The sequence below is a fragment of the Mammaliicoccus sp. G-M28 genome, assembly GCF_022386595.1.
Classification (GTDB): domain Bacteria; phylum Bacillota; class Bacilli; order Staphylococcales; family Staphylococcaceae; genus Mammaliicoccus; species Mammaliicoccus fleurettii.
The window spans coordinates 56,738-74,943 of record NZ_JAJNIF010000007.1; the positions used below are offsets into that span (position 1 = coordinate 56,738).

The 18,206-nt window shown below is 32.0% G+C and carries 18 protein-coding genes; 6 read left to right on the top strand and 12 right to left on the bottom strand.

The features are described 5' to 3' along the window. Window positions 1-50: 50 nt before the first annotated feature. The 3 genes from LQ609_RS08035 to LQ609_RS08045 all read right to left on the bottom strand — a co-directional run bounded on the left by LQ609_RS08035 (window position 51) and on the right by LQ609_RS08045 (window position 2,434). The gene (locus LQ609_RS08035; RefSeq protein ID WP_078357886.1) at window positions 51-989 is read right to left on the bottom strand and encodes a mechanosensitive ion channel; all 939 of its coding nucleotides are present in this window, start codon (window positions 987-989) and stop codon (window positions 51-53) included. 229 nt (window positions 990-1,218) lie between these two features. Then, window positions 1,219-1,704 carry a GNAT family N-acetyltransferase gene (locus tag LQ609_RS08040; protein WP_239734561.1) on the bottom strand — a complete coding sequence of 162 codons (486 nt, stop codon included), beginning with the start codon at window positions 1,702-1,704 and terminating at the stop codon, window positions 1,219-1,221. A 16-nt stretch (window positions 1,705-1,720) separates the two neighbouring features. Next, window positions 1,721-2,434: a GntR family transcriptional regulator gene (locus tag LQ609_RS08045; RefSeq protein WP_239734562.1), complete on the bottom strand. Its 714-nt coding sequence runs from the start codon at window positions 2,432-2,434 to the stop codon at window positions 1,721-1,723. A 133-nt stretch (window positions 2,435-2,567) separates the two neighbouring features. Here LQ609_RS08045 and LQ609_RS08050 point away from each other — a divergent pair, with 133 nt between their 5' ends. From LQ609_RS08050 to LQ609_RS08060, 3 genes are read left to right on the top strand one after another with little or no spacing between them, the layout of a single operon-like run. Further along, on the top strand, window positions 2,568-3,911 hold the full coding sequence (locus LQ609_RS08050; RefSeq protein ID WP_239734563.1) for a family 4 glycosyl hydrolase: 1,344 nt from the start codon (window positions 2,568-2,570) through the stop codon (window positions 3,909-3,911). Then, complete coding sequence (chbG, locus tag LQ609_RS08055; protein WP_107509630.1) at window positions 3,908-4,639, top strand: chitin disaccharide deacetylase; 732 nt, start codon at window positions 3,908-3,910, stop codon at window positions 4,637-4,639. Before LQ609_RS08050 ends, chbG begins: the two co-directional genes overlap by 4 nt. Before the next feature lie 21 nt (window positions 4,640-4,660). After that, window positions 4,661-6,064: a PTS transporter subunit EIIC gene (locus LQ609_RS08060; RefSeq protein WP_107509629.1), complete on the top strand. Its 1,404-nt coding sequence runs from the start codon at window positions 4,661-4,663 to the stop codon at window positions 6,062-6,064. A gap of 49 nt (window positions 6,065-6,113) precedes the next feature. Here LQ609_RS08060 and LQ609_RS08065 read toward each other — a convergent pair whose 3' ends face one another. Continuing rightward, entirely contained in the window at window positions 6,114-6,443 is a 330-nt protein-coding gene (locus LQ609_RS08065; RefSeq protein ID WP_078357888.1) for a DUF4889 domain-containing protein, read from the bottom strand. 180 nt (window positions 6,444-6,623) lie between these two features. Here LQ609_RS08065 and LQ609_RS08070 point away from each other — a divergent pair, with 180 nt between their 5' ends. Next, complete coding sequence (locus LQ609_RS08070) at window positions 6,624-7,514, top strand: fructose bisphosphate aldolase (RefSeq protein ID WP_239734564.1); 891 nt, start codon at window positions 6,624-6,626, stop codon at window positions 7,512-7,514. A gap of 80 nt (window positions 7,515-7,594) precedes the next feature. On the opposite strand, the gene LQ609_RS08075 is transcribed toward LQ609_RS08070, so the two are convergent. After that, window positions 7,595-9,046: a SulP family inorganic anion transporter gene (locus LQ609_RS08075; protein ID WP_239734565.1), complete on the bottom strand. Its 1,452-nt coding sequence runs from the start codon at window positions 9,044-9,046 to the stop codon at window positions 7,595-7,597. Window positions 9,047-9,134: 88 nt separating this feature from the next. Between LQ609_RS08075 and LQ609_RS08080 the strand changes: the two genes are divergently transcribed. After that, window positions 9,135-9,677 carry a recombinase family protein gene (locus LQ609_RS08080; protein WP_239734566.1) on the top strand — a complete coding sequence of 181 codons (543 nt, stop codon included), beginning with the start codon at window positions 9,135-9,137 and terminating at the stop codon, window positions 9,675-9,677. Window positions 9,678-9,913: 236 nt separating this feature from the next. Here the strand turns inward: LQ609_RS08080 and betA are convergent, their stop codons facing one another. Both betA and betB read right to left on the bottom strand, forming a co-directional pair. Further along, complete coding sequence (gene betA, locus LQ609_RS08085; protein WP_078357892.1) at window positions 9,914-11,596, bottom strand: choline dehydrogenase; 1,683 nt, start codon at window positions 11,594-11,596, stop codon at window positions 9,914-9,916. Between the two features lie 41 nt (window positions 11,597-11,637). After that, the gene (betB, locus tag LQ609_RS08090; RefSeq protein WP_107509624.1) at window positions 11,638-13,128 is read right to left on the bottom strand and encodes a betaine-aldehyde dehydrogenase; all 1,491 of its coding nucleotides are present in this window, start codon (window positions 13,126-13,128) and stop codon (window positions 11,638-11,640) included. A 209-nt stretch (window positions 13,129-13,337) separates the two neighbouring features. Here betB and cudC point away from each other — a divergent pair, with 209 nt between their 5' ends. Next, a complete protein-coding gene (gene cudC / locus LQ609_RS08095) occupies window positions 13,338-13,892 on the top strand; it encodes a choline uptake/conversion transcriptional regulator CudC (RefSeq protein ID WP_078357894.1) in 555 nt (184 codons plus the stop codon). Between the two features lie 185 nt (window positions 13,893-14,077). On the opposite strand, the gene cysC is transcribed toward cudC, so the two are convergent. From cysC to LQ609_RS08120, 5 genes are read right to left on the bottom strand one after another with little or no spacing between them, the layout of a single operon-like run. Further along, the gene (gene cysC / locus LQ609_RS08100; protein ID WP_078357895.1) at window positions 14,078-14,677 is read right to left on the bottom strand and encodes an adenylyl-sulfate kinase; all 600 of its coding nucleotides are present in this window, start codon (window positions 14,675-14,677) and stop codon (window positions 14,078-14,080) included. Between the two features lie 19 nt (window positions 14,678-14,696). Then, complete coding sequence (sat, locus tag LQ609_RS08105; RefSeq protein WP_239734567.1) at window positions 14,697-15,875, bottom strand: sulfate adenylyltransferase; 1,179 nt, start codon at window positions 15,873-15,875, stop codon at window positions 14,697-14,699. Between the two features lie 15 nt (window positions 15,876-15,890). Beyond that, window positions 15,891-16,799 (bottom strand): sulfite exporter TauE/SafE family protein, encoded by a 909-nt coding sequence (locus LQ609_RS08110; protein ID WP_078357897.1) that lies wholly within the window; start codon window positions 16,797-16,799, stop codon window positions 15,891-15,893. A 3-nt stretch (window positions 16,800-16,802) separates the two neighbouring features. Beyond that, window positions 16,803-17,435 carry an NAD(P)-binding protein gene (locus tag LQ609_RS08115; RefSeq protein WP_239734568.1) on the bottom strand — a complete coding sequence of 211 codons (633 nt, stop codon included), beginning with the start codon at window positions 17,433-17,435 and terminating at the stop codon, window positions 16,803-16,805. A 25-nt stretch (window positions 17,436-17,460) separates the two neighbouring features. Next, a complete protein-coding gene (locus LQ609_RS08120; RefSeq protein ID WP_078357899.1) occupies window positions 17,461-18,201 on the bottom strand; it encodes a sirohydrochlorin chelatase in 741 nt (246 codons plus the stop codon). Window positions 18,202-18,206 lie beyond the last annotated feature (5 nt).

Sequence of the window (18,206 nt, forward strand, 5' to 3'; positions counted from 1 at the left end):
ATTAATTGTCTCAGCCTCTTATCATTTTACATATTAACTTTGTACGCTAATTATTTATCTTTTGATTCAGCTTTACGTTCAATTTTTGATAATGTTTTTTCTGCAAATGACTTACCACCGATACCGAATGAGATAGCAAATGCTACTGCTACTGCACCTAAAATAAGTAAGAATGCTACATTAACAATACTTTGAGCAAAGTTTAATTGATCTAAAGTCATAAATACTGAAACGATGATTACTAAATACTTAACAATTTCTGAAACGAATGTGTTACCTGTTGATTTCTTAATTAATTTAGATAATAAGTTACCACCAACAAAACCAATTAGTAAAATGATTGCTGCTGAAATTACTAATGGTAAGTAACCGATAATTGCTTCACCAATTGTATTTAATACTTCTAAATTAACTGTATTTAATGATTCAACAACGAAGAATAATCCAATAATTGCTGAAATCACCCAGCCTGCAGCTGAAGGAATATCAATACTTTCTTTGTTCTCACCAAAGTTTACATAGTGGTTGTATTTACTAACATTTAAATTAGTTAGTAAGTTTTTAACTAATGTACCTAATACTTTTGCGATAAATAAACCTATTACTAATATTACAATCGCAACAATAATTCTAGGTAAGAAGTCTAATACACTGCCCATCATGTTCTTAATAGGTGTTGATACAGATGTCATGTTTAATGCATCAAACACTGATGGTAAGAATAACAAGAATATAATGAAGTAAGCTAATTTACCAAATGTCTGAATTAATCCTTCAGACTCTGATTTACCACTTCCTGATTCAGTTAACCCCTTTTTCTCTAGCCATTTTTCTACACCAAGTGCACTTAAACCTTTCACAATAACTGTTTTAACTATGACTGCGATAAGCCATGCAACAATTAATAATATAATTGCACTAATCAAGTTTGGTATAAAACCAATAACGCTATCTAAAGCACTTAAAAACGAATCTGTAATTTTACTCATATTTAATTCCTCCTTTCTTGATATGTTACCCTAGTATAATAATAATAATCATATTTTAAATAATATTTTCAACATTATTCTGAAAATATTAATTTTAGATTCAAATTAAAGTTGAACTAATAATTAATATGCTTCGTAGCTACACTTTTCTCCACCTGTGTGAATATAGATAAATTTGAAGCTGAGAACAAATTAATTGTCTCAGCTTCAAATTTTCATTTATTTCCCACTATATATTCTTTATCATTCGCGTTTCACGTAAAACATTTCCTAGTTCTTCAAGCTCATACTTACCGTCTTTTTCAAATCCCATTTTCTCATAGAATTTAACAGTCGGAATATTATCTTCAAGTACCCAAAGGCTTAATTGATCAAATTCAGATTTCATTCTTTTTTCCGCTTCATTCATTAAAAGCGTCCCGATACCTTTATGCTGATATTCTTGTAATAGGTATATAACCATAATTTCACCACATTTGTCACTCGTATCTTCATCTTTATCTTTACTATACATTAGAAATCCAACAACTTTACCATCGACTTCCGCCACAATACATGGTGCATTAAACATATGATGTTTTTCAATATAAGACTCTAAGGACAAACTATCTAAATAACTGTCAGGAACAATCCCCTTATATATAGTTATCCAAGATTCATAATGAACTTTAGCTATTGACTCTATATCGGATTCTTTTTTATTACGTATAATCATATAATGCCACCCCTTTTTATCTTGATAGTTCTAATTTAAATTTGTATTTTTTAGGATGATACAACACTTCGGAGTATTCAAATATTTCATCATTATTTAATATTGAGTATGCTTTCAATTCTAATAACGGCGTATTGGAATCGATATTGAAAGTTTCCATTGTATCCTTATCCGGTAATTTAGGAATGAACTCTTCTACTCTTTTTTTTATAGCATAACCTTTTTCTTTTAAATACCCATATTTCGATTTTGTCATTGCTTCAATTGAAAGATCTGGAAATAATTTAAACGGGATATATGCATTCTCTATAATTAAAGCTTCCCCATTTAAATTCCTAATCCTTTTAATATTATAAACTTTTTCATCATTGTTAAGATTGAGCATTTCTTGTATTAGCTCACTAGGCTTCATTAGACTAAATTCTGTTACTTCATTTTTGATAGCATCATGATATGGTTGCATTTCTTCAGTAAAACCTTGTAATTTAAATAAGTTATGTTCAAATTTTGGAAATGCTACATACGTTCCACTACCTTTAATGCTAAACAATATTTCTTTATCTATTAATTTAGAAATAGCCTTTCGCACAGTTACCCTACTCACTTGATATTTCTCAGACAAAGCCTTTTCAGTTGGTATAACATCTCCATATTCAAGTCCTTGTTTTTTAATATAATCTTGTAGATTTTTCATAATTTCTTGATATAAAGGCATTTTTTTATCATCCATAAAAACCCCTCACCTTCGTATTTCATTTTAACACTTTGACCACCAAAAACATACATATTTAAAATATGTATTATATTTGTATTGATTTTAATAATACATATTGTATAATACACGTGAAAGGGGTTACAAATTAATGAAAAAATGTAAATTAACAATTGTAGGTGGAGGAAGCACTTATACTCTAGGAATATTAATGAGTTTAATCGAGGAATCGGAAAATTTACCACTGAGTCATATTACGCTATACGATACTGATAGTTCACGACAAGAAAAGATTGGACAAGCTGCTTCAATCTTATTAAAAGAACATTATCCTTCATTAGAAAAGTTTGAATACACAACTAATAAAACATTAGCTTTTAAAGATGTTGATATTATATTCGTCCAAATTAGAACGGGCGGTTTGTTAATGAGAGAATTAGATGAACAAATACCTATACAACATGGATTAGTTGGACAAGAAACTTGTGGTGCTGGAGGTATGTCTTACGGGTTACGTTCTATATCAGATATGATACAACTTGTTGAAGATATTCGTTCAATAAATAAAGATGCATGGATTTTGAATTATACAAATCCTGCTGCAATAGTTGGTTTAGCGCTAGATAAAGTTTTTCCTAATGATGATCGATTATTGAATATATGTGATATGCCTATCGCAATTATGAAAAGTTATGCAGACATATTAAATGAAGATGTTTGGAATTTAGAAGCTGATTACTTCGGATTAAATCATTTTGGATGGTTTACAAAAATACGAAATAAAGATGGCCATGAATATACATCAGAACTCAAACAACTAATTCAAAATAATGACTTTAAACCAACAGATAAACTAATTGCTAATGATCCATCATGGCAATCAACTTTTAAACAAGCTAAACAAATGGTAATGGATTTTAATGAATATTTACCTAACACATATCTACAGTATTACCTTTATCCTAACCAACTATCTCAGAAAGAATCTATAGAAAACACACGTGCTAGACAAGTTATAAACGGGCGTGAAAAAGAAGTATTTAATGATTGTGACACTATCATTAATCAAAATAATACACACAACATAGATATTTCAGGAGATATTCACGGTATATATATGATCCGCATCGCCGCATCACTTGTTTATCATTTAAATAAAAGATTTATTATTATCACAAGAAATGATGGAATTATACCTAACCTACCGAGTGACGCACTTGTTGAAGTTCCTGCTCTACTCGGAAACAATGGTGCAACACCTCTTCATGTGGGTGAAATATCTACATTCTATAAAGGGTTATTAGAAAATCAATATGCTTATGAAAAGTTAGTTGTCGAAGCATACTTTGAAAATGATTATGACAAATTAATACAGGCACTCGTATTAAATAGAACAGTCATTGATACAAACAAAGCTAAAGATGTCTTAACTGATTTATTTGAAGCAAATAAAGATTACTGGCCAAATTTAAATAAAAAGGAGGAAAATATATGAAAATTATCATAAACGCGGATGATTTTGGATATTCAAATGGTGTGAATTATGGAATTATTGATGCACACAAAAATGGAATACTCACCTCCACTACATGTTTAACTAATATGCCTGGATTTGAACATGCTATCAATTTAGCTAATAACACTCCCGAACTAGGCGTTGGGATTCACTTATCTTTAACTTGTGGAAGACCATTAATTAACAATTTATATAGTTTAGTAGACAGTAATGGAGATTTTAGAGATTTATCTCATTACGAACAAAAATATTATATAGATGTAGATGAGCTATATGAGGAATGGAAAGCACAAATCGAAAAATTTCTATCAACTGGTTTAACACCTACTCATTTAGATAGTCATCATCATGTTAATAACTTAGAACTCATAAAGCCTATATTTTTAAAATTAGCATCTGAATATCATTTACCTATTAGAAATAATTTAGGCGATAAAAAAAAGTTTCCACAATATAAAATGGTAGATTACTTTGAATATCACCCTGAAACTATTTTAAATTCAATAGAAGTTATTAAAGATAAATATATAGAATATGAATCAATCGAAATAATGTGTCATCCAGCTTATATAGATAAATTCTTAAGAGATCATTCATCTTTTGTTATGCCAAGAATTGAAGAATTAGACATTTTAACTAGTGATCATGCGAAAAATACATTTAATGAACAAAACGGAATATCTTTAATCAATTATTCGGAATTGTAATGTCAAAGGGGGACATTTAGTATGATGAGATTCTTACAAAAGCTTGGAAAATCCATGCTTATTCCAATAGTAGCATTACCAGCAGCAGGTATTCTATTTAGAATTAGCTCTGAAGACTTATTGGATTGGAAACTATTTCAAGCATCCGGTGCAATATTTAATAATATTGATATTCTTATAGCTATCGGTATTGCGATGGGATTATCAAAGACTAAAGACAGAGGGATACCTGCTTTAACAGGTTTTATTGCAATTTCTATTTTAAAAGAGGGCTTAAATATTCTGGATTCCGATTTAAACATGAGCGTTTTCGGTGGTCTCATTTCGGGTTTGCTCGCAGCTTGGGTTTACAATAAATTTAAGGATGTTGATTTGCCTAAAATATTCTCATTCTTTTCTGGTGAAAATTTCCCTATTACAATGATTATTGTAATCATGTTACCAGTAACAGGAATAAGCTTTTTAGTTTGGCCATATGCTCAATCTTCAATTGATTGGTTGGCTCAAACGTTAGTCAATTTGGGTGGTTTAGGCGTATTTATAAATGGATTCTTAAATAGATTTTTACTTCCATTCGGCTTACATCATGTATTGAATACTTATATTTACTTTGGACTTGGAGATTTCAAAACATCTGGAGGAGAAGTAGTCCATGGTGAAGTTACAAGATTCTTAAATGGGGATCCAACAGCAGGTTATTTCTTGAGTGGGTATTTTGTATCGATTATGTTTGGAGTTCCTGCTATAGCCCTAGCTATATCTAAAGCTGCAAAATACAACAAACAAAATACAAAAGCCCTTATGGGATCAGGTAGTTTTACTGCAATAGTTGCAGGTATAACTGAGCCTATAGAGTTCACTTTCTTATTCACTTCACCATTCCTATATTTTATTCACTCTGTTTATACTGGTTTAGCCGGAATGACCTTATATTATTTACACATTCGAGAAGGCTTTTCTTGGGGTGGTAGTATCATTGACTATGTTCTCAATTTAAGTTTATCAGACAAAGGTTGGATGATTATACCAGTAGGCATAGGATTTTTCATACTATATTTCATTACATTTTACTTCTATATCATTAATCGAAACGTTCCAATCATGGGCCAAATAGAAGAAACTAATTTTGAAGAAGAAAAATCTGATGAAGAAAAAGAGTTATCTTTATCACATAATCAATACCAATATATGTCTAAAAAAATACTTGAAAACATTGGTACTAAAGATAATGTAATTGAATATGAAAATTGCATTACTAGATTAAGGTTAGAACTTAAAGACACTTCTTTAATTAATAAAGATAAAATTATGCAAACAGGTGCTCATGGCGTTGTAATTATAGATAAACATAATGCTCAAATCGTCATTGGTCCTGAAGTAACAAAACTTGTTAAAGAATTTAATAAAGAAATGGATAACACTTAAATAAAAAAAACTACCAACAATTTTATATTTGTTGGTAGCTTTTTTTATATTACATTTCCATATCATGTATTTTCATCATTAAGCCGTGTGGTACGTCGTCATGAGTTACTACATCTTTTTTATAAAATGTTTTTCCATCGTCTTTAGAAATCAGTTTCACGAAGTCACCTTTTTTAGGTTTGAAGTCTTTCGTTGATTCCAGTTTAACGTTTTCTGTTACTTCGTTATTTTTCTCGCTCACTACTTTTTCTGCTGTTGTTCCGTTCTCCATATACCCGTAGTATGTGCTTTTTTGTGTTGAGAATAATAATAATGATGCTACTGCTATAGCAAGAACTGCCAAGCCACTAATTAATAATATTGCTGATTTTTTATTCATTGAGAATCCTCCCTAACCTACATCATAAAACGTCTTACCTAATTATGAAATGACCTTCATGGAATCTTCTTAAATTCGACATATTTTTTTAGATGTACAGTTTGAAAAGTTGAATAACTTGCCATAAAAACTAAAAATCATCATAATATTAAGTGAAGAATATCTAAAGGAGTGGAAAAAATGAACCAAGAACAATTTGAAAAAATGAAAAATGGTAAAGGTTTTATAGCTGCACTAGATCAAAGTGGTGGTAGTACTCCGAAAGCTCTTAAAGATTACGGTATTGAAGAAGATCAATATAGCAATGAAGATGAAATGTTTACACTTGTTCACGAAATGAGAACACGTATCGTTACATCACCAGCCTTTACACCAGAAAAAATATTAGGTGCCATTTTATTTGAACAAACAATGGACCGTGAAGTAGAAGGCAAATACACATCAAACTACTTAGCAGATAAAGGTATTGTACCTTTCTTAAAAGTCGACAAAGGACTTGCTGAAGAAGAAAATGGCGTTCAATTAATGAAAGTTATTCCAGGTTTAGATGAATTATTAAAACGCGCTAAAGAACGCAACGTATTTGGTACTAAAATGCGTTCAAATATTTTAGAAGCAAATAAAGATGCTATCGCTAAAGTTGTTCAACAACAATTTGAAATTGGTAAACAAATCATCGAAGCAGGATTAGTTCCAATTATTGAACCTGAAGTTAACATTAACGCTAAAGATAAAGAAGAAATTGAAGATATCTTAAAAGAAGAAATCGCTAAAGAATTAGACAAATTAAATGATAATCAATACGTAATGTTGAAATTAACAATTCCAACAAAACCAAATCAATATAAATCATTGATCGAACACCCTAACGTAGTTCGTGTCGTAGCATTATCAGGCGGTTACTCTAGAGAAAAAGCAAACGAATTACTAAAAGAAAATGATGAACTTATCGCAAGTTTTTCACGCGCATTAGTAACTGATTTATTCGCTGGTCAATCATCAGAAGAATTTGATAGCGGATTACAAGACGCAGTAGATTCTATCTATGACGCTTCAGTGAATAAAAATTAATAAATATATAACTCATATTTAAACAAAACCCGTATAAATTCACTATATAATGAATTTATACGGGTTTTTATGTTATTTTCTTATGTTAAATGTCTTTCATTTAGTTGGCTTAATTCTGAAATAATTTTCCTGCTATCAGTATTTAATTGTTTAACATATACTGTATTATTTTTATCTTCAAATTTCTTCACCATTGAATCGATTGCATTTACTGCTGAGTCATCCCATAAATGAGCATGTGTAAAATCTAATTCGATTTGACTATTTTCAATTGAGAAGTCTAACTGATTCATCATTGAATCGATTGAAACAAAAAATATTTGTCCGGTGAATGTATATTTATATAAATTATTTTCTATTGTCTGATGAACATGAACATTTGATATTTTAGTAGCAAAGAACAAAGAACTAAATATTACACCGACTATGACGCCTATAGCCAAATTATGTGTAAACAACACAATCATCACGGTCAGAATCATAACTACAGCATCCGTTCTAGGTGCTTGCTTAACGTATTTAAATGATTTCCAATCAAATGTACTAATAGATACCATAACCATTATACCTGCTAAAATTGGCATAGGTACTTGTACTACTACATCTCCTAATAATAAAATCAGTATTATTAGAAAGACACCCGCAGTAAAAGTTGATAATCTACTCGTTGCACCTGATTTTACATTTATAACGGATTGACCAATCATAGCACAGCCACCCATTCCTCCAAATAGCCCTGTGATAATATTGGCAATACCTTGACCTCTAGATTCTTTATTTTTATTACTATGAGAATCTGTTGCTTCATCAACAATTTTAGCAGTTAATAAACTTTCTACTAAACCTACAATTGCCATTGATAAAGAATACGGCAAAATAATTGTTAATGTTTCTAAATTAAATGGAACTTGTGGTATTAAGAAATTTGGAAACGCTCTTGTTATAGTACCTAAATCGCCAACTGTTCTTACATCAGAACCTGTTATCATATACAATGTTGTTAATAAAACAATTGCAATTAGTGGTGCAGGGATTGCTTTGAAATATCTTGGTACAATATAAACAATTAGTAATGTAATACCTATATAAATATATGTACTAATTGAAATACCGAATATATGCTCAAGTTGAGACATAAAGATCATAATTGCTAATGCATTTACAAACCCTATCATTACCGAACGTGGTATGAACTTCATGAGTCTACCAATTTTGAGAATACCTAATATTAACTGTATAATACCCATGAGTATAGTTGCTGCAAATAAATAATCGACGCCATATTCTTTTACTAAAGGTGTTACAATAAGCGCAACAGCTCCTGCAGCTCCAGATATCATAGCAGGTCTACCACCTACAATTGAAGTTATCGTAGCAATAATAAAAGCAGCATACAATCCTACCATTGGATCTACACCTGCAATTATAGAAAATGCAATGGCTTCAGGTATAAGCGCTAGTGCTACAACGATACCTGCTAGTAAATTTTTCCCTGGATTAGAAAACCATTCTTCTATATAAGTTTTTAACATCATACATACTCCTATTTTTTTCAATAGAGTTATTATAAACAAAAAAGTTTCATATGTATACATTTATGAAACTATTGAGGTGAAATTTATGAATTACGGTTATATTAGACCCATTGAATTACATGATACGATTGCTGAACAGCATTCAAAGTTAAGCAAATTTTCTTTAACAATTATTGAAGAATCTCATGCTCAAACTGAAATAAGAAAAGAATTAAATACTTTATTTTATAGTAAATTACAAAGTGGGGATGTATTATACATAACTGATTTGTGTATTCTTGCAGATACCTCATACCAATTAGAAGGATTAATTGCGATTGCCCAGGAAATGAATGTAGAAATTTATATTATTAATGCTGAAGTAACGATTAGCCAAAATAAGCATATGAATTTTAATAAATTTTTAAATCTACTAAACCAGTTTCAAAGCGATATGATTAAATTTAGAACTAAGTCAGGTATCGCAAAAGCCAAAACAGAAGGTAAGACTATAGGAAGACCAAAGCGAAATGATATTAATTTAAAAAACGCAATCGATATGTATCACTCTAAGAAGTATACTTTAGAAGAAATTAAAGAGGCGACAAACATTAGTAGAGCGACATTATATAGACATTTAAATAAATAACAATTATAAGCTAAGTCATAGATTAAGTCGGAAGTTAATCTATGAGTTCGGTCAAGTTGTTGATTAACTCCATCATTAATCTAAGACATACTCAAAATTAACACCATTCAATGAAAAGAGCCGGGGACTTAAATGATTTTCATAAAAAATAAGAGCAGAAATTCAATTTTAATAATGAATTTCTGCTCTTATTAAATTTCTAGGACAATTACGTCTTAGCCAACCATCATTTCATTCTACTTCATTATACCTGCGTCTTTATCGTGCACGCCGTGTTTGTAGTAATCTATTTCTTCTGGTTCTAATGGTTTTTTACCTCTTATAATATCTGCTGCTTTTTCTGCTAGCATCAATACTGGTGCGTGGATATTACCATTTGTTGTACGTGGCATTGCTGATGCGTCTACTACTCGTAGATTTTCCATACCGTGTACTTTCATTGTTAATGGGTCTACAACAGCCATTGGGTCTGATGCTGGTCCCATTTTAGCACTACATGATGGGTGTAATGCTGTTTCTGCATCTTTCTTAACCCATTCTAAAATTTCTTCGTCTGTTTGTACTGATGGTCCTGGTGATATTTCTCCGTCATTAAATCGTGCTAATGCCGGTTGAGCTAGAATGTTTCTTGCTACTTTAATTGCTTCTATCCATTCTTGCTCGTCTTCTTTTGTTGATAAATAGTTAAATACGAATTTTGGTTTTACGAATGGGTCTTTAGATTTAATCTTCAGACTGCCTCTTGAGTTAGAATACATAGGTCCAATATGTACTTGGAAACCATGTTTTGTATCTGCTTTTTGTCCGTCATAACGTACTGCAAGAGGTAAGAAATGGAACATTAAGTTTGGATAATCTACTTCGTTGTTTGATCTCACAAATCCTCCACCTTCAAAGTGGTTACTTGCTGCTGGTCCTTTACGTCCAAATATCCATTGTAAACCAATGAAAGGCATTTTAAATTTATTTAAACTTGGTTGTTGTGAAACTGGTACAGAAGATGCATGTTGAACATAAACTTCTAAATGGTCTTCAAAGTTTTCACCTACACCTGGTAAATGTACGCGCGTTTCGATGCCTAGTGAGTTTAAATGTTCTGAATCACCGATACCAGAAAGTTGTAGTAGTTGTGGTGTATTGAATGCGCCACCTGATAAAATAACTTCTCCAGCTCCTACAGTATGTTTCTTACCATTTTTCTTAAACGTAACGCCTGTCGCTCTTCTACCTTCGTAATTAATTTCTGTTACAAAAGCTCTTGTTTGTACTGTTAAATTTTTACGTTTCATAGCTGGTCTTAAATAAGCAAGTGAAGCTGAAATTCTTCTACCGTTATGAATTTGACTATCAAATGGTCCAAATCCTTCTTGTCTAAATCCATTCACATCAGGTGTTTTATTAAATCCTGCTTCTACACCCGCTTCAAAAAATGCTTGGAACAATGGATTTGTTGCTGGGCCTCTTCTTAATTTAATTGGACCATTATGCCCACGGTATTGATCTGATTTATCTGCACCATATGCTTTTTCTAATCTTTTGAAGTATGGTAAACAATTAGCGAATTTCCAACTTTCCATGCCTTCTGGTTCTCCCCATCCTTCATAGTCCATAGGGTTACCACGTTGATAAATCATTCCGTTGATTGAACTAGATCCACCTAATACTTTACCTCTTGTATGTGCAACTTTTCGACCGCCCATATGAGGTTCTCCATCTGTTTCATATTTCCAGTCATAGAAACGATTACCTGATGGATACATAAGAGCTGCTGGCATTTGAATTAACAAATCCCAAGCATAGTCACTTCTACCAGCTTCTAATACTAATACTGTTTTATCTTTATCTTCACTTAAACGACTTCCTAATACTGAACCGGCACTTCCGCCACCGATAATTATATAATCATAAGACTTCTCCATGCTTTAATATCCTCCTATATTTTCAATAATCCTTGTTGTTTTTATTTGCTAAACCAATTCACTGGTTCAGGTTGTATATTTGTATAAATGTGTTTAGAAATAATATATTCTTCTAATCCTTCTTTACCTAACTCTCTACCGATACCAGATTGTTTATATCCACCCCATGGTGCTTGTGCAAAATAAGGATGGAAATCATTAATCCAAACCGTACCCATTTTCAATTTGTTAGCGATTCTATTTGCTTTGCCTATATCTTGAGTAAATACGCCTCCAGCTAATCCATAAATTGAATCATTAGCTAGTTCGATTGCTTCTTGTTCTGAAGAGAATCCTTCAATTGTTACAACTGGACCAAACACTTCTTCTTGAACAATTCTCATTGAAGTATCACAGTTTGTAATAACAGTAGGTTCAAAGAAGAAACCATCTTGTAAGTCGGCTCTTTCTGGACGTTTACCACCAGCGGCAATTGTTGTCCCTTCTTCTTTAGCAACTTCTATATATTTTTCAACTTTTCCTCTATGTTCTGCTGAAATTAGAGGACCCATTTCAGTTTCTTTATCAAAACCATTACCAATTTTAATTTTGTTTACTCTATCAACTAACGCTTCTTCAAATTGCGCTTTAATATCATTGTGTACGATTATGCGTGAACCAGCTGAACAAACTTGACCAGCGTGGAAATATCCACCGTTTAATGCTTGATCAACAGCTAACTCTAAATCTGCATCATCAAAGATAATGTTTGGATTTTTGCCACCTAATTCAAGCGCAATGTTCGTTACATTGTCTGCTGCGCGTTTCATAATGTGTTTACCAGTTTCAATACCACCAGTAAATGAAACAAGGTCAACTTCTTTATGAGATGATAATACGTCACCAACTTCTGAACCTTTACCAAGTACGAGGTTAATCACGCCATTTGGAAAACCAACTTGTTCCATTAATTCAAATATACGAATTGTTGTTAACGGTGTAATTTCACTTGGCTTCATAACTAATGAACAACCCGTTACAAGAGCTGGAGCAATTTTCCATGAAGCTTGAAGTAATGGATAATTCCAAGGTGTAATTTGAGTTACAACACCAACAGGTTCTTTAACTATTTTACTTTCTGAATTAGGAATAGGTGATTCAATAATTTCTCCACCATCATTTCCTGCTAACCCAGCAAAATACATAAACACATTATGAATATCATCCATATCTGCAAATGATTCTTCTAATGTCTTACCAGTGTCTAACGTTTCAAGAGTCGCGAGCTCTTCTTTATGTTCTTTTATTAAATCTGCTATTTCTCTAACTTTTTGACTTCTATTCTCGCTCGTCTCGTGTGACCATTCTCCTGATTCAAATGACTTTCTTGCAGCCAATACAGCTTGCTCAGCGTCTTCTTTAGTACCTTCTGAGACTGAAATCACTACTTCTTGATTATATGGATTAACGATGTCACGAGTCGCTTTGTTTGAAGCTTCGACCCAGTCACCATTAATAAATTGACGTCTTGATAAACGATCTATATATTCCATTTAAATTACCTCCGTTAACTTTGTTAAATTTTTATTTAACGAACTTTACAAACTTATGTTAGCATATAAATATAAAAGGCGTCAAATCTTCAATATCAAATTAAAATCATAACTTTATACAGGTATTACAAATAGACAAGTAAGGGAAAAGCAACTACAATTTAAAAGAATTCATGGTACAATTAAAGTAATTATTGGAGGTGTATGTAGTGGTACGTTCAGATAACTACAAAAAACAATTAGACCAAGCTAAAGACATCGTTATAAATGGAATTGGAGAAACGATGGATTTATATGGTATTAACCGTAGTGTTGGTAATTTATATGGCACGATGGTATTTGAAGGTAGTATGACACTTGATGAAATGCGCGAACAACTCCAAATGAGTAAACCGAGTATGAGCGCTGGTGTTAAGAAACTACAGGAGTTTGATATCGTCAAACAACAATTTACAAGAGGTAGCAGAAAACAACACTTTATAGCTGAGAAAGACTTCTTTATTTTCTTTAATAACTTCTTCTCAAGAAAATGGGATCGAGAAATATCTATTAATATGGATTCAGTTAAAGATGCAGAAGTATTACTAAAAAAAGTTATTGAAGCTGATGGTGTTGATGAAGATACTAAAGAAGAAGCAACTATCATATATAAACAATTAGAAGACTACAAAGTTTATTACGAATGGTTATCGAATATTAGTAGCGCTATTAAAACAGGAGAAATATACAAATATTTCCCTATACCAGAACGTGAAGATAAATAAAGTATTGAAGTTATTTCCAAAGTGAAATTTGATACTGTTTAAATCTGGAATAATCTGGGGTAATCCGGGCGAATCGCACGAAGACTTCTGAGTTATCGTGCGATTCATCTGAAATCTATACTCAACTAAAAAAGCAGAGAAAATTCTTAAATACTAAGAATTTTCTCTGCTTTTTATATTACCTATTATAAATATTGATTTTCTTTTAAGTATGACACGATTTTATTTACTGACTCTTCAATACTTTCGTGTTCTGTATCGATTACAATTTCCGGATTAGATGGTTCTTCATATGGTGCATTAATGCCTGTAAATTCTTTAATTTCACCACTTCTTGCTTTTTTATATAAACCTTTAGGGTCTCTTGACTCACATTCATCTAAGCTACATTTTGTGAACACTTCAATAAACTCTCCGTCTTCTAGAATGTTTCTTACGATGTCTCGATCTTCTTTATATGGTGAGATGAATGCTGTCATTGTTACAACACCCGCATCTACCATAAGTTTACCTACTTCTCCTATACGACGAATATTTTCTTTTCTATCTTCTGGACTGAATCCAAGATTTTGATTTAATCCGTGACGTATATTATCTCCATCTAAACGATATGATGTTATTTTTTGTTCAAACAATGCTTTTTCTAATGCTACTGAAATTGTTGATTTACCTGATCCTGATAAACCTGTAAACCAAATAACGACACTTTTATGACCATTTCTTTCTTGTCGTTGTTCTTTTGTTACTTCTGAATCATGCCATGTAATATTTGTTGACGCGCTCATTGTTTCACTCCTCAAGAAATTAGTTTTGTTTCAAGCCTTTAATTAATACATCTGCTACTTCTGGTCTTGAAAATTCTTTCGGTAATTGTTCTCCATTACGCAATTTCTCTCTTACTTTTGTTCCGCTTAAGTGGACATGATTTGATTTATCATGTGGACAAGTTTTAGCTGTTGTCATATTGTCACAAACAGTACAGAAAAATGCATGTTCAAACTTAAAGATTTGAATGCCAATTTCATCTTCATATTGTGAGATTAATTCTTGTGCATCATAAGTTCCATAATAATCGCCTACTCCAGCGTGATCACGACCGACAATAAAGTGTGTACAGCCATAGTTTTTACGTACTAATGCATGCAAAATTGCTTCACGTGGTCCCGCATATCTCATAGCTGCTGGATATATAACAAGTCTTGTTCTTTCTTCAGGGTAATAATGTTTCAAAATGACTTGATAACTTTCCATTCTAATTTCTGCTGAAATATCGTCAGATTTTGTTTCACCAACGAGTGGATTTAATAATAATCCGTCTACTGATTCAAGTGCTATTTTTTGAATATATTCATGTGCACGATGAACAGGGTTTCTTGTTTGGAATCCAACAACTGTTTTCCATCCTAAATCTTTAAATAATGCTCTTGTTTCACTTGGGTCTAAATGGAAATCACTAAATTCATCGTGTTTAGGACGATCTACTAATTGAATAGGTCCTCCAAGATATACATTCCCTTTTTCATATACAAGCTTAACACCTGGATGATCTACATCTGTTGTGCCATATACATTTTGAGCTTCTTTTTCTTTATCGTACGTATATTTCTCTTCAAGCTTTAACACACCATAAAGATGATTATCTTCACCATATAACGCGATGTTAGAACCTATTTCAAAGTTATTTGCTTCTTCTTCTGTTACAGGCAATGTAATCGGAATGCTCCAAACTAGTCCATTTTCTAGACGTACATTTTCCACTACACTTACGTAATCTTTTTCACCTAAAAAGCCTGTTAATGGACTGAAGCCACCTATTGCAATTAGTTCTAAATCTGATAAACTCCAAGGATTTAAAGTTAACTTAGAGAATGACTCTGCTGCTTCAATTAATTGTTCTCTTTCTTCACCTGTAACTTGACGGTTGATCAATTCACCACCATGAGGCTTAATTGTTTCGCTAATTTGTTGAGTTGCTGATACCATTCTGATTCACTCCTATTAATTTATTTGATCTACTTCTTTTGATTTTTGATTTTGAATGTTGAAAGGAAATTTATTATGTTGGTAAAGCGTAAATAATACGAGACCTAACCATGCAACGACAATTCCTATCTTAACTATATAGACTGTTGTTTCATTACTTACAAAACTGCCTAATAACACACTGCTATTTGTAAAAATAATAAGTCCGCCTACAAGTACTGCTAGAACATATACTGGCAAAGTCTTTACTAACCAAGCTGAAAATGGTGCTGCAACTACGCCACCAAATGCTAATGCCACAACTAATAATATGCTAATTTGACTCCATCCAAGGAAAATGATAAATCCTAATGATGTAGAAATTGTTACAAAAAATTCACTCGCTGAAACTGTACCTATAACATATCTCGGTTCTATTTGATTTCTAGATAACAGTAATGGTGTATTGACTGGTCCCCAGCCTCCTCCACCAATTGCATCTAAAAATCCTGCTACAGCACCTTGAGGAACAAGTATAAATCCTGATAACTTTCCACCATTCAGTTTATTATTTTGTTGTTTTTTAAAAACAAACTGATAAATAATGTAGACTCCCATAGATAATAAAAATATTGCTATAAAAGGTTTTATAAAATCACTATGTAGATTGCTGAGTACACCTGCACCAATAAAACCTGTGATGGCACCAGGTAACGCCAGCTTTAAAATAATGCTTTTATCTACATTTTTAAATTTCAAATGAGAAATACCAGATGCTGCTGTTGTTGCAACTTCAGAAAAATGAATCGTTGCTGATGCGATTGCTGGAGCAACACCAAATGTTAATAATAATGAAGAAGAAGTTGCACCAAATCCCATCCCGAGAGAACCATCAATTAATTGAGCTAAAAATCCTACAATCGCAAATATTGTTAGTTTTCGCATATACTACTCCTCTCTTGTTCTCTTTTTAGGTTGTCGTCTTAACCAATTTATTAATTTGTTTTGTTCATCTTTATCAAAATATTGATCAGATAATATAGATTCTAACAATTGGTTTTTTTCTGTTTTTTCTAGGTTTAATGATTTAATAATTATGCGACTTTCAAATAAAAATTCTACGTATTCTTCATAATCAACAGGATATTGCTTCTCTAAATCATCCAAAATATTACTTACTAACTTTGGACTCGCACCAGTTGATGTCACGCTTATTTGTAATTTCCCTCGTTTTAATGTCCCAGGAAATATAACATTTCCGACTTGTGCATCACTGACCATATTTATAAGACTATGTTTCGGGGCTGACTTTTTAATAACATCGTTTACCTCTTGTTGATTTGTAGCAGATATAATAAAGTCGGCATCTTCCAGATCTGATGATTCGAATATCTTTTTCTTCCATATTATTTTTTCATCAAGATAAAGTTGAAATAAGTCTTCTGTGAGTTCTGGGCTAATAACGTGAATCACAGCATCGCTTTCAAGTATGGCTTTCACTCTTCGTTCTGCTATTTTTCCACCGCCGATAACTTTGACTTGCTTATCTGTAAAATCAATATTGAGTGGAACATATGCCAATAGAAATCACCCTTTATTCATATATTCAAACTTTTTCAGTAGTAAGCGTTTCAAAAACACGGTCTTTCAATGCTTCTTGTATAGAAGGATGATGACCTAAGTGTTTACAAACGATAATGTCACTGTTCATATTATGTTCTTTAGCTGTTTTCTCTATGTGACGCTCTAACACGCCTGTGAACCAAAGATATGGTGCTATGAATATTTGTGAATGTTCAGCTTGTAATGCTACTTGTAACGCATCTTCAAATGATGGCTCACACGCAGCTAAGTAACAAACTTCTACATTTTCAAATTCTGTCGTTTCATATAATGCTTTGCCAATAGCCGTTATATCTATTTTAGTTTGAGGGTTATAACTTCCTCTCCCTACAACAAGTAGTTTTGCGTCTTTTTTGATTGAAATATTCGTTTCTTGAATGCGTTCATTCAGAATAGCTGATAATCTTGGTTGAACACCTAAAGGCTTTCCATAAGTAAATGTAACTTCAGGATGTTTTTTCTTTATTTCATCAATTTCATTCGGTATATCTTTAAAGTAATGACCTGCACTGAGCAATAATACGGGTATAACAGAAATTTCAGTAGCACCATTGTCTATTAATTTTTTTACACCTTGTTGAATATCTGGTTGTGCTAACTCTAAGAAGCAAATCTCCTGTAGAGGAATATCTATTTTCTTTTTAACTGAGTCTATAAAAGTAATAGCTTCTTCTGTTGCTTCTTTAATTCTGCTACCATGACTGACATATAATACGCCTATCATTGTAT

What these genes read in the sequence shown, in the direction of transcription:
- LQ609_RS08110 (WP_078357897.1), bottom strand. Translation starts at nt 16,799, where the DNA reads ATGCGAAAACTAACAATATTTGCGATTGTAGGATTTTTAGCTCAATTA.
- LQ609_RS08045 (WP_239734562.1), bottom strand. Translation starts at nt 2,434, where the DNA reads ATGGATGATAAAAAAATGCCTTTATATCAAGAAATTATGAAAAATCTA.
- LQ609_RS08050 (WP_239734563.1), top strand. Translation starts at nt 2,568, where the DNA reads ATGAAAAAATGTAAATTAACAATTGTAGGTGGAGGAAGCACTTATACT.
- sat (WP_239734567.1), bottom strand. Translation starts at nt 15,875, where the DNA reads ATGGTATCAGCAACTCAACAAATTAGCGAAACAATTAAGCCTCATGGT.
- LQ609_RS08040 (WP_239734561.1), bottom strand. Translation starts at nt 1,704, where the DNA reads ATGATTATACGTAATAAAAAAGAATCCGATATAGAGTCAATAGCTAAA.
- LQ609_RS08060 (WP_107509629.1), top strand. Translation starts at nt 4,661, where the DNA reads ATGATGAGATTCTTACAAAAGCTTGGAAAATCCATGCTTATTCCAATA.
- LQ609_RS08120 (WP_078357899.1), bottom strand. Translation starts at nt 18,201, where the DNA reads ATGATAGGCGTATTATATGTCAGTCATGGTAGCAGAATTAAAGAAGCA.
- chbG (WP_107509630.1), top strand. Translation starts at nt 3,908, where the DNA reads ATGAAAATTATCATAAACGCGGATGATTTTGGATATTCAAATGGTGTG.
- cysC (WP_078357895.1), bottom strand. Translation starts at nt 14,677, where the DNA reads ATGAGCGCGTCAACAAATATTACATGGCATGATTCAGAAGTAACAAAA.
- betB (WP_107509624.1), bottom strand. Translation starts at nt 13,128, where the DNA reads ATGGAATATATAGATCGTTTATCAAGACGTCAATTTATTAATGGTGAC.
- LQ609_RS08070 (WP_239734564.1), top strand. Translation starts at nt 6,624, where the DNA reads ATGAACCAAGAACAATTTGAAAAAATGAAAAATGGTAAAGGTTTTATA.
- LQ609_RS08075 (WP_239734565.1), bottom strand. Translation starts at nt 9,046, where the DNA reads ATGTTAAAAACTTATATAGAAGAATGGTTTTCTAATCCAGGGAAAAAT.
- LQ609_RS08035 (WP_078357886.1), bottom strand. Translation starts at nt 989, where the DNA reads ATGAGTAAAATTACAGATTCGTTTTTAAGTGCTTTAGATAGCGTTATT.
- LQ609_RS08065 (WP_078357888.1), bottom strand. Translation starts at nt 6,443, where the DNA reads ATGAATAAAAAATCAGCAATATTATTAATTAGTGGCTTGGCAGTTCTT.
- LQ609_RS08080 (WP_239734566.1), top strand. Translation starts at nt 9,135, where the DNA reads ATGAATTACGGTTATATTAGACCCATTGAATTACATGATACGATTGCT.
- betA (WP_078357892.1), bottom strand. Translation starts at nt 11,596, where the DNA reads ATGGAGAAGTCTTATGATTATATAATTATCGGTGGCGGAAGTGCCGGT.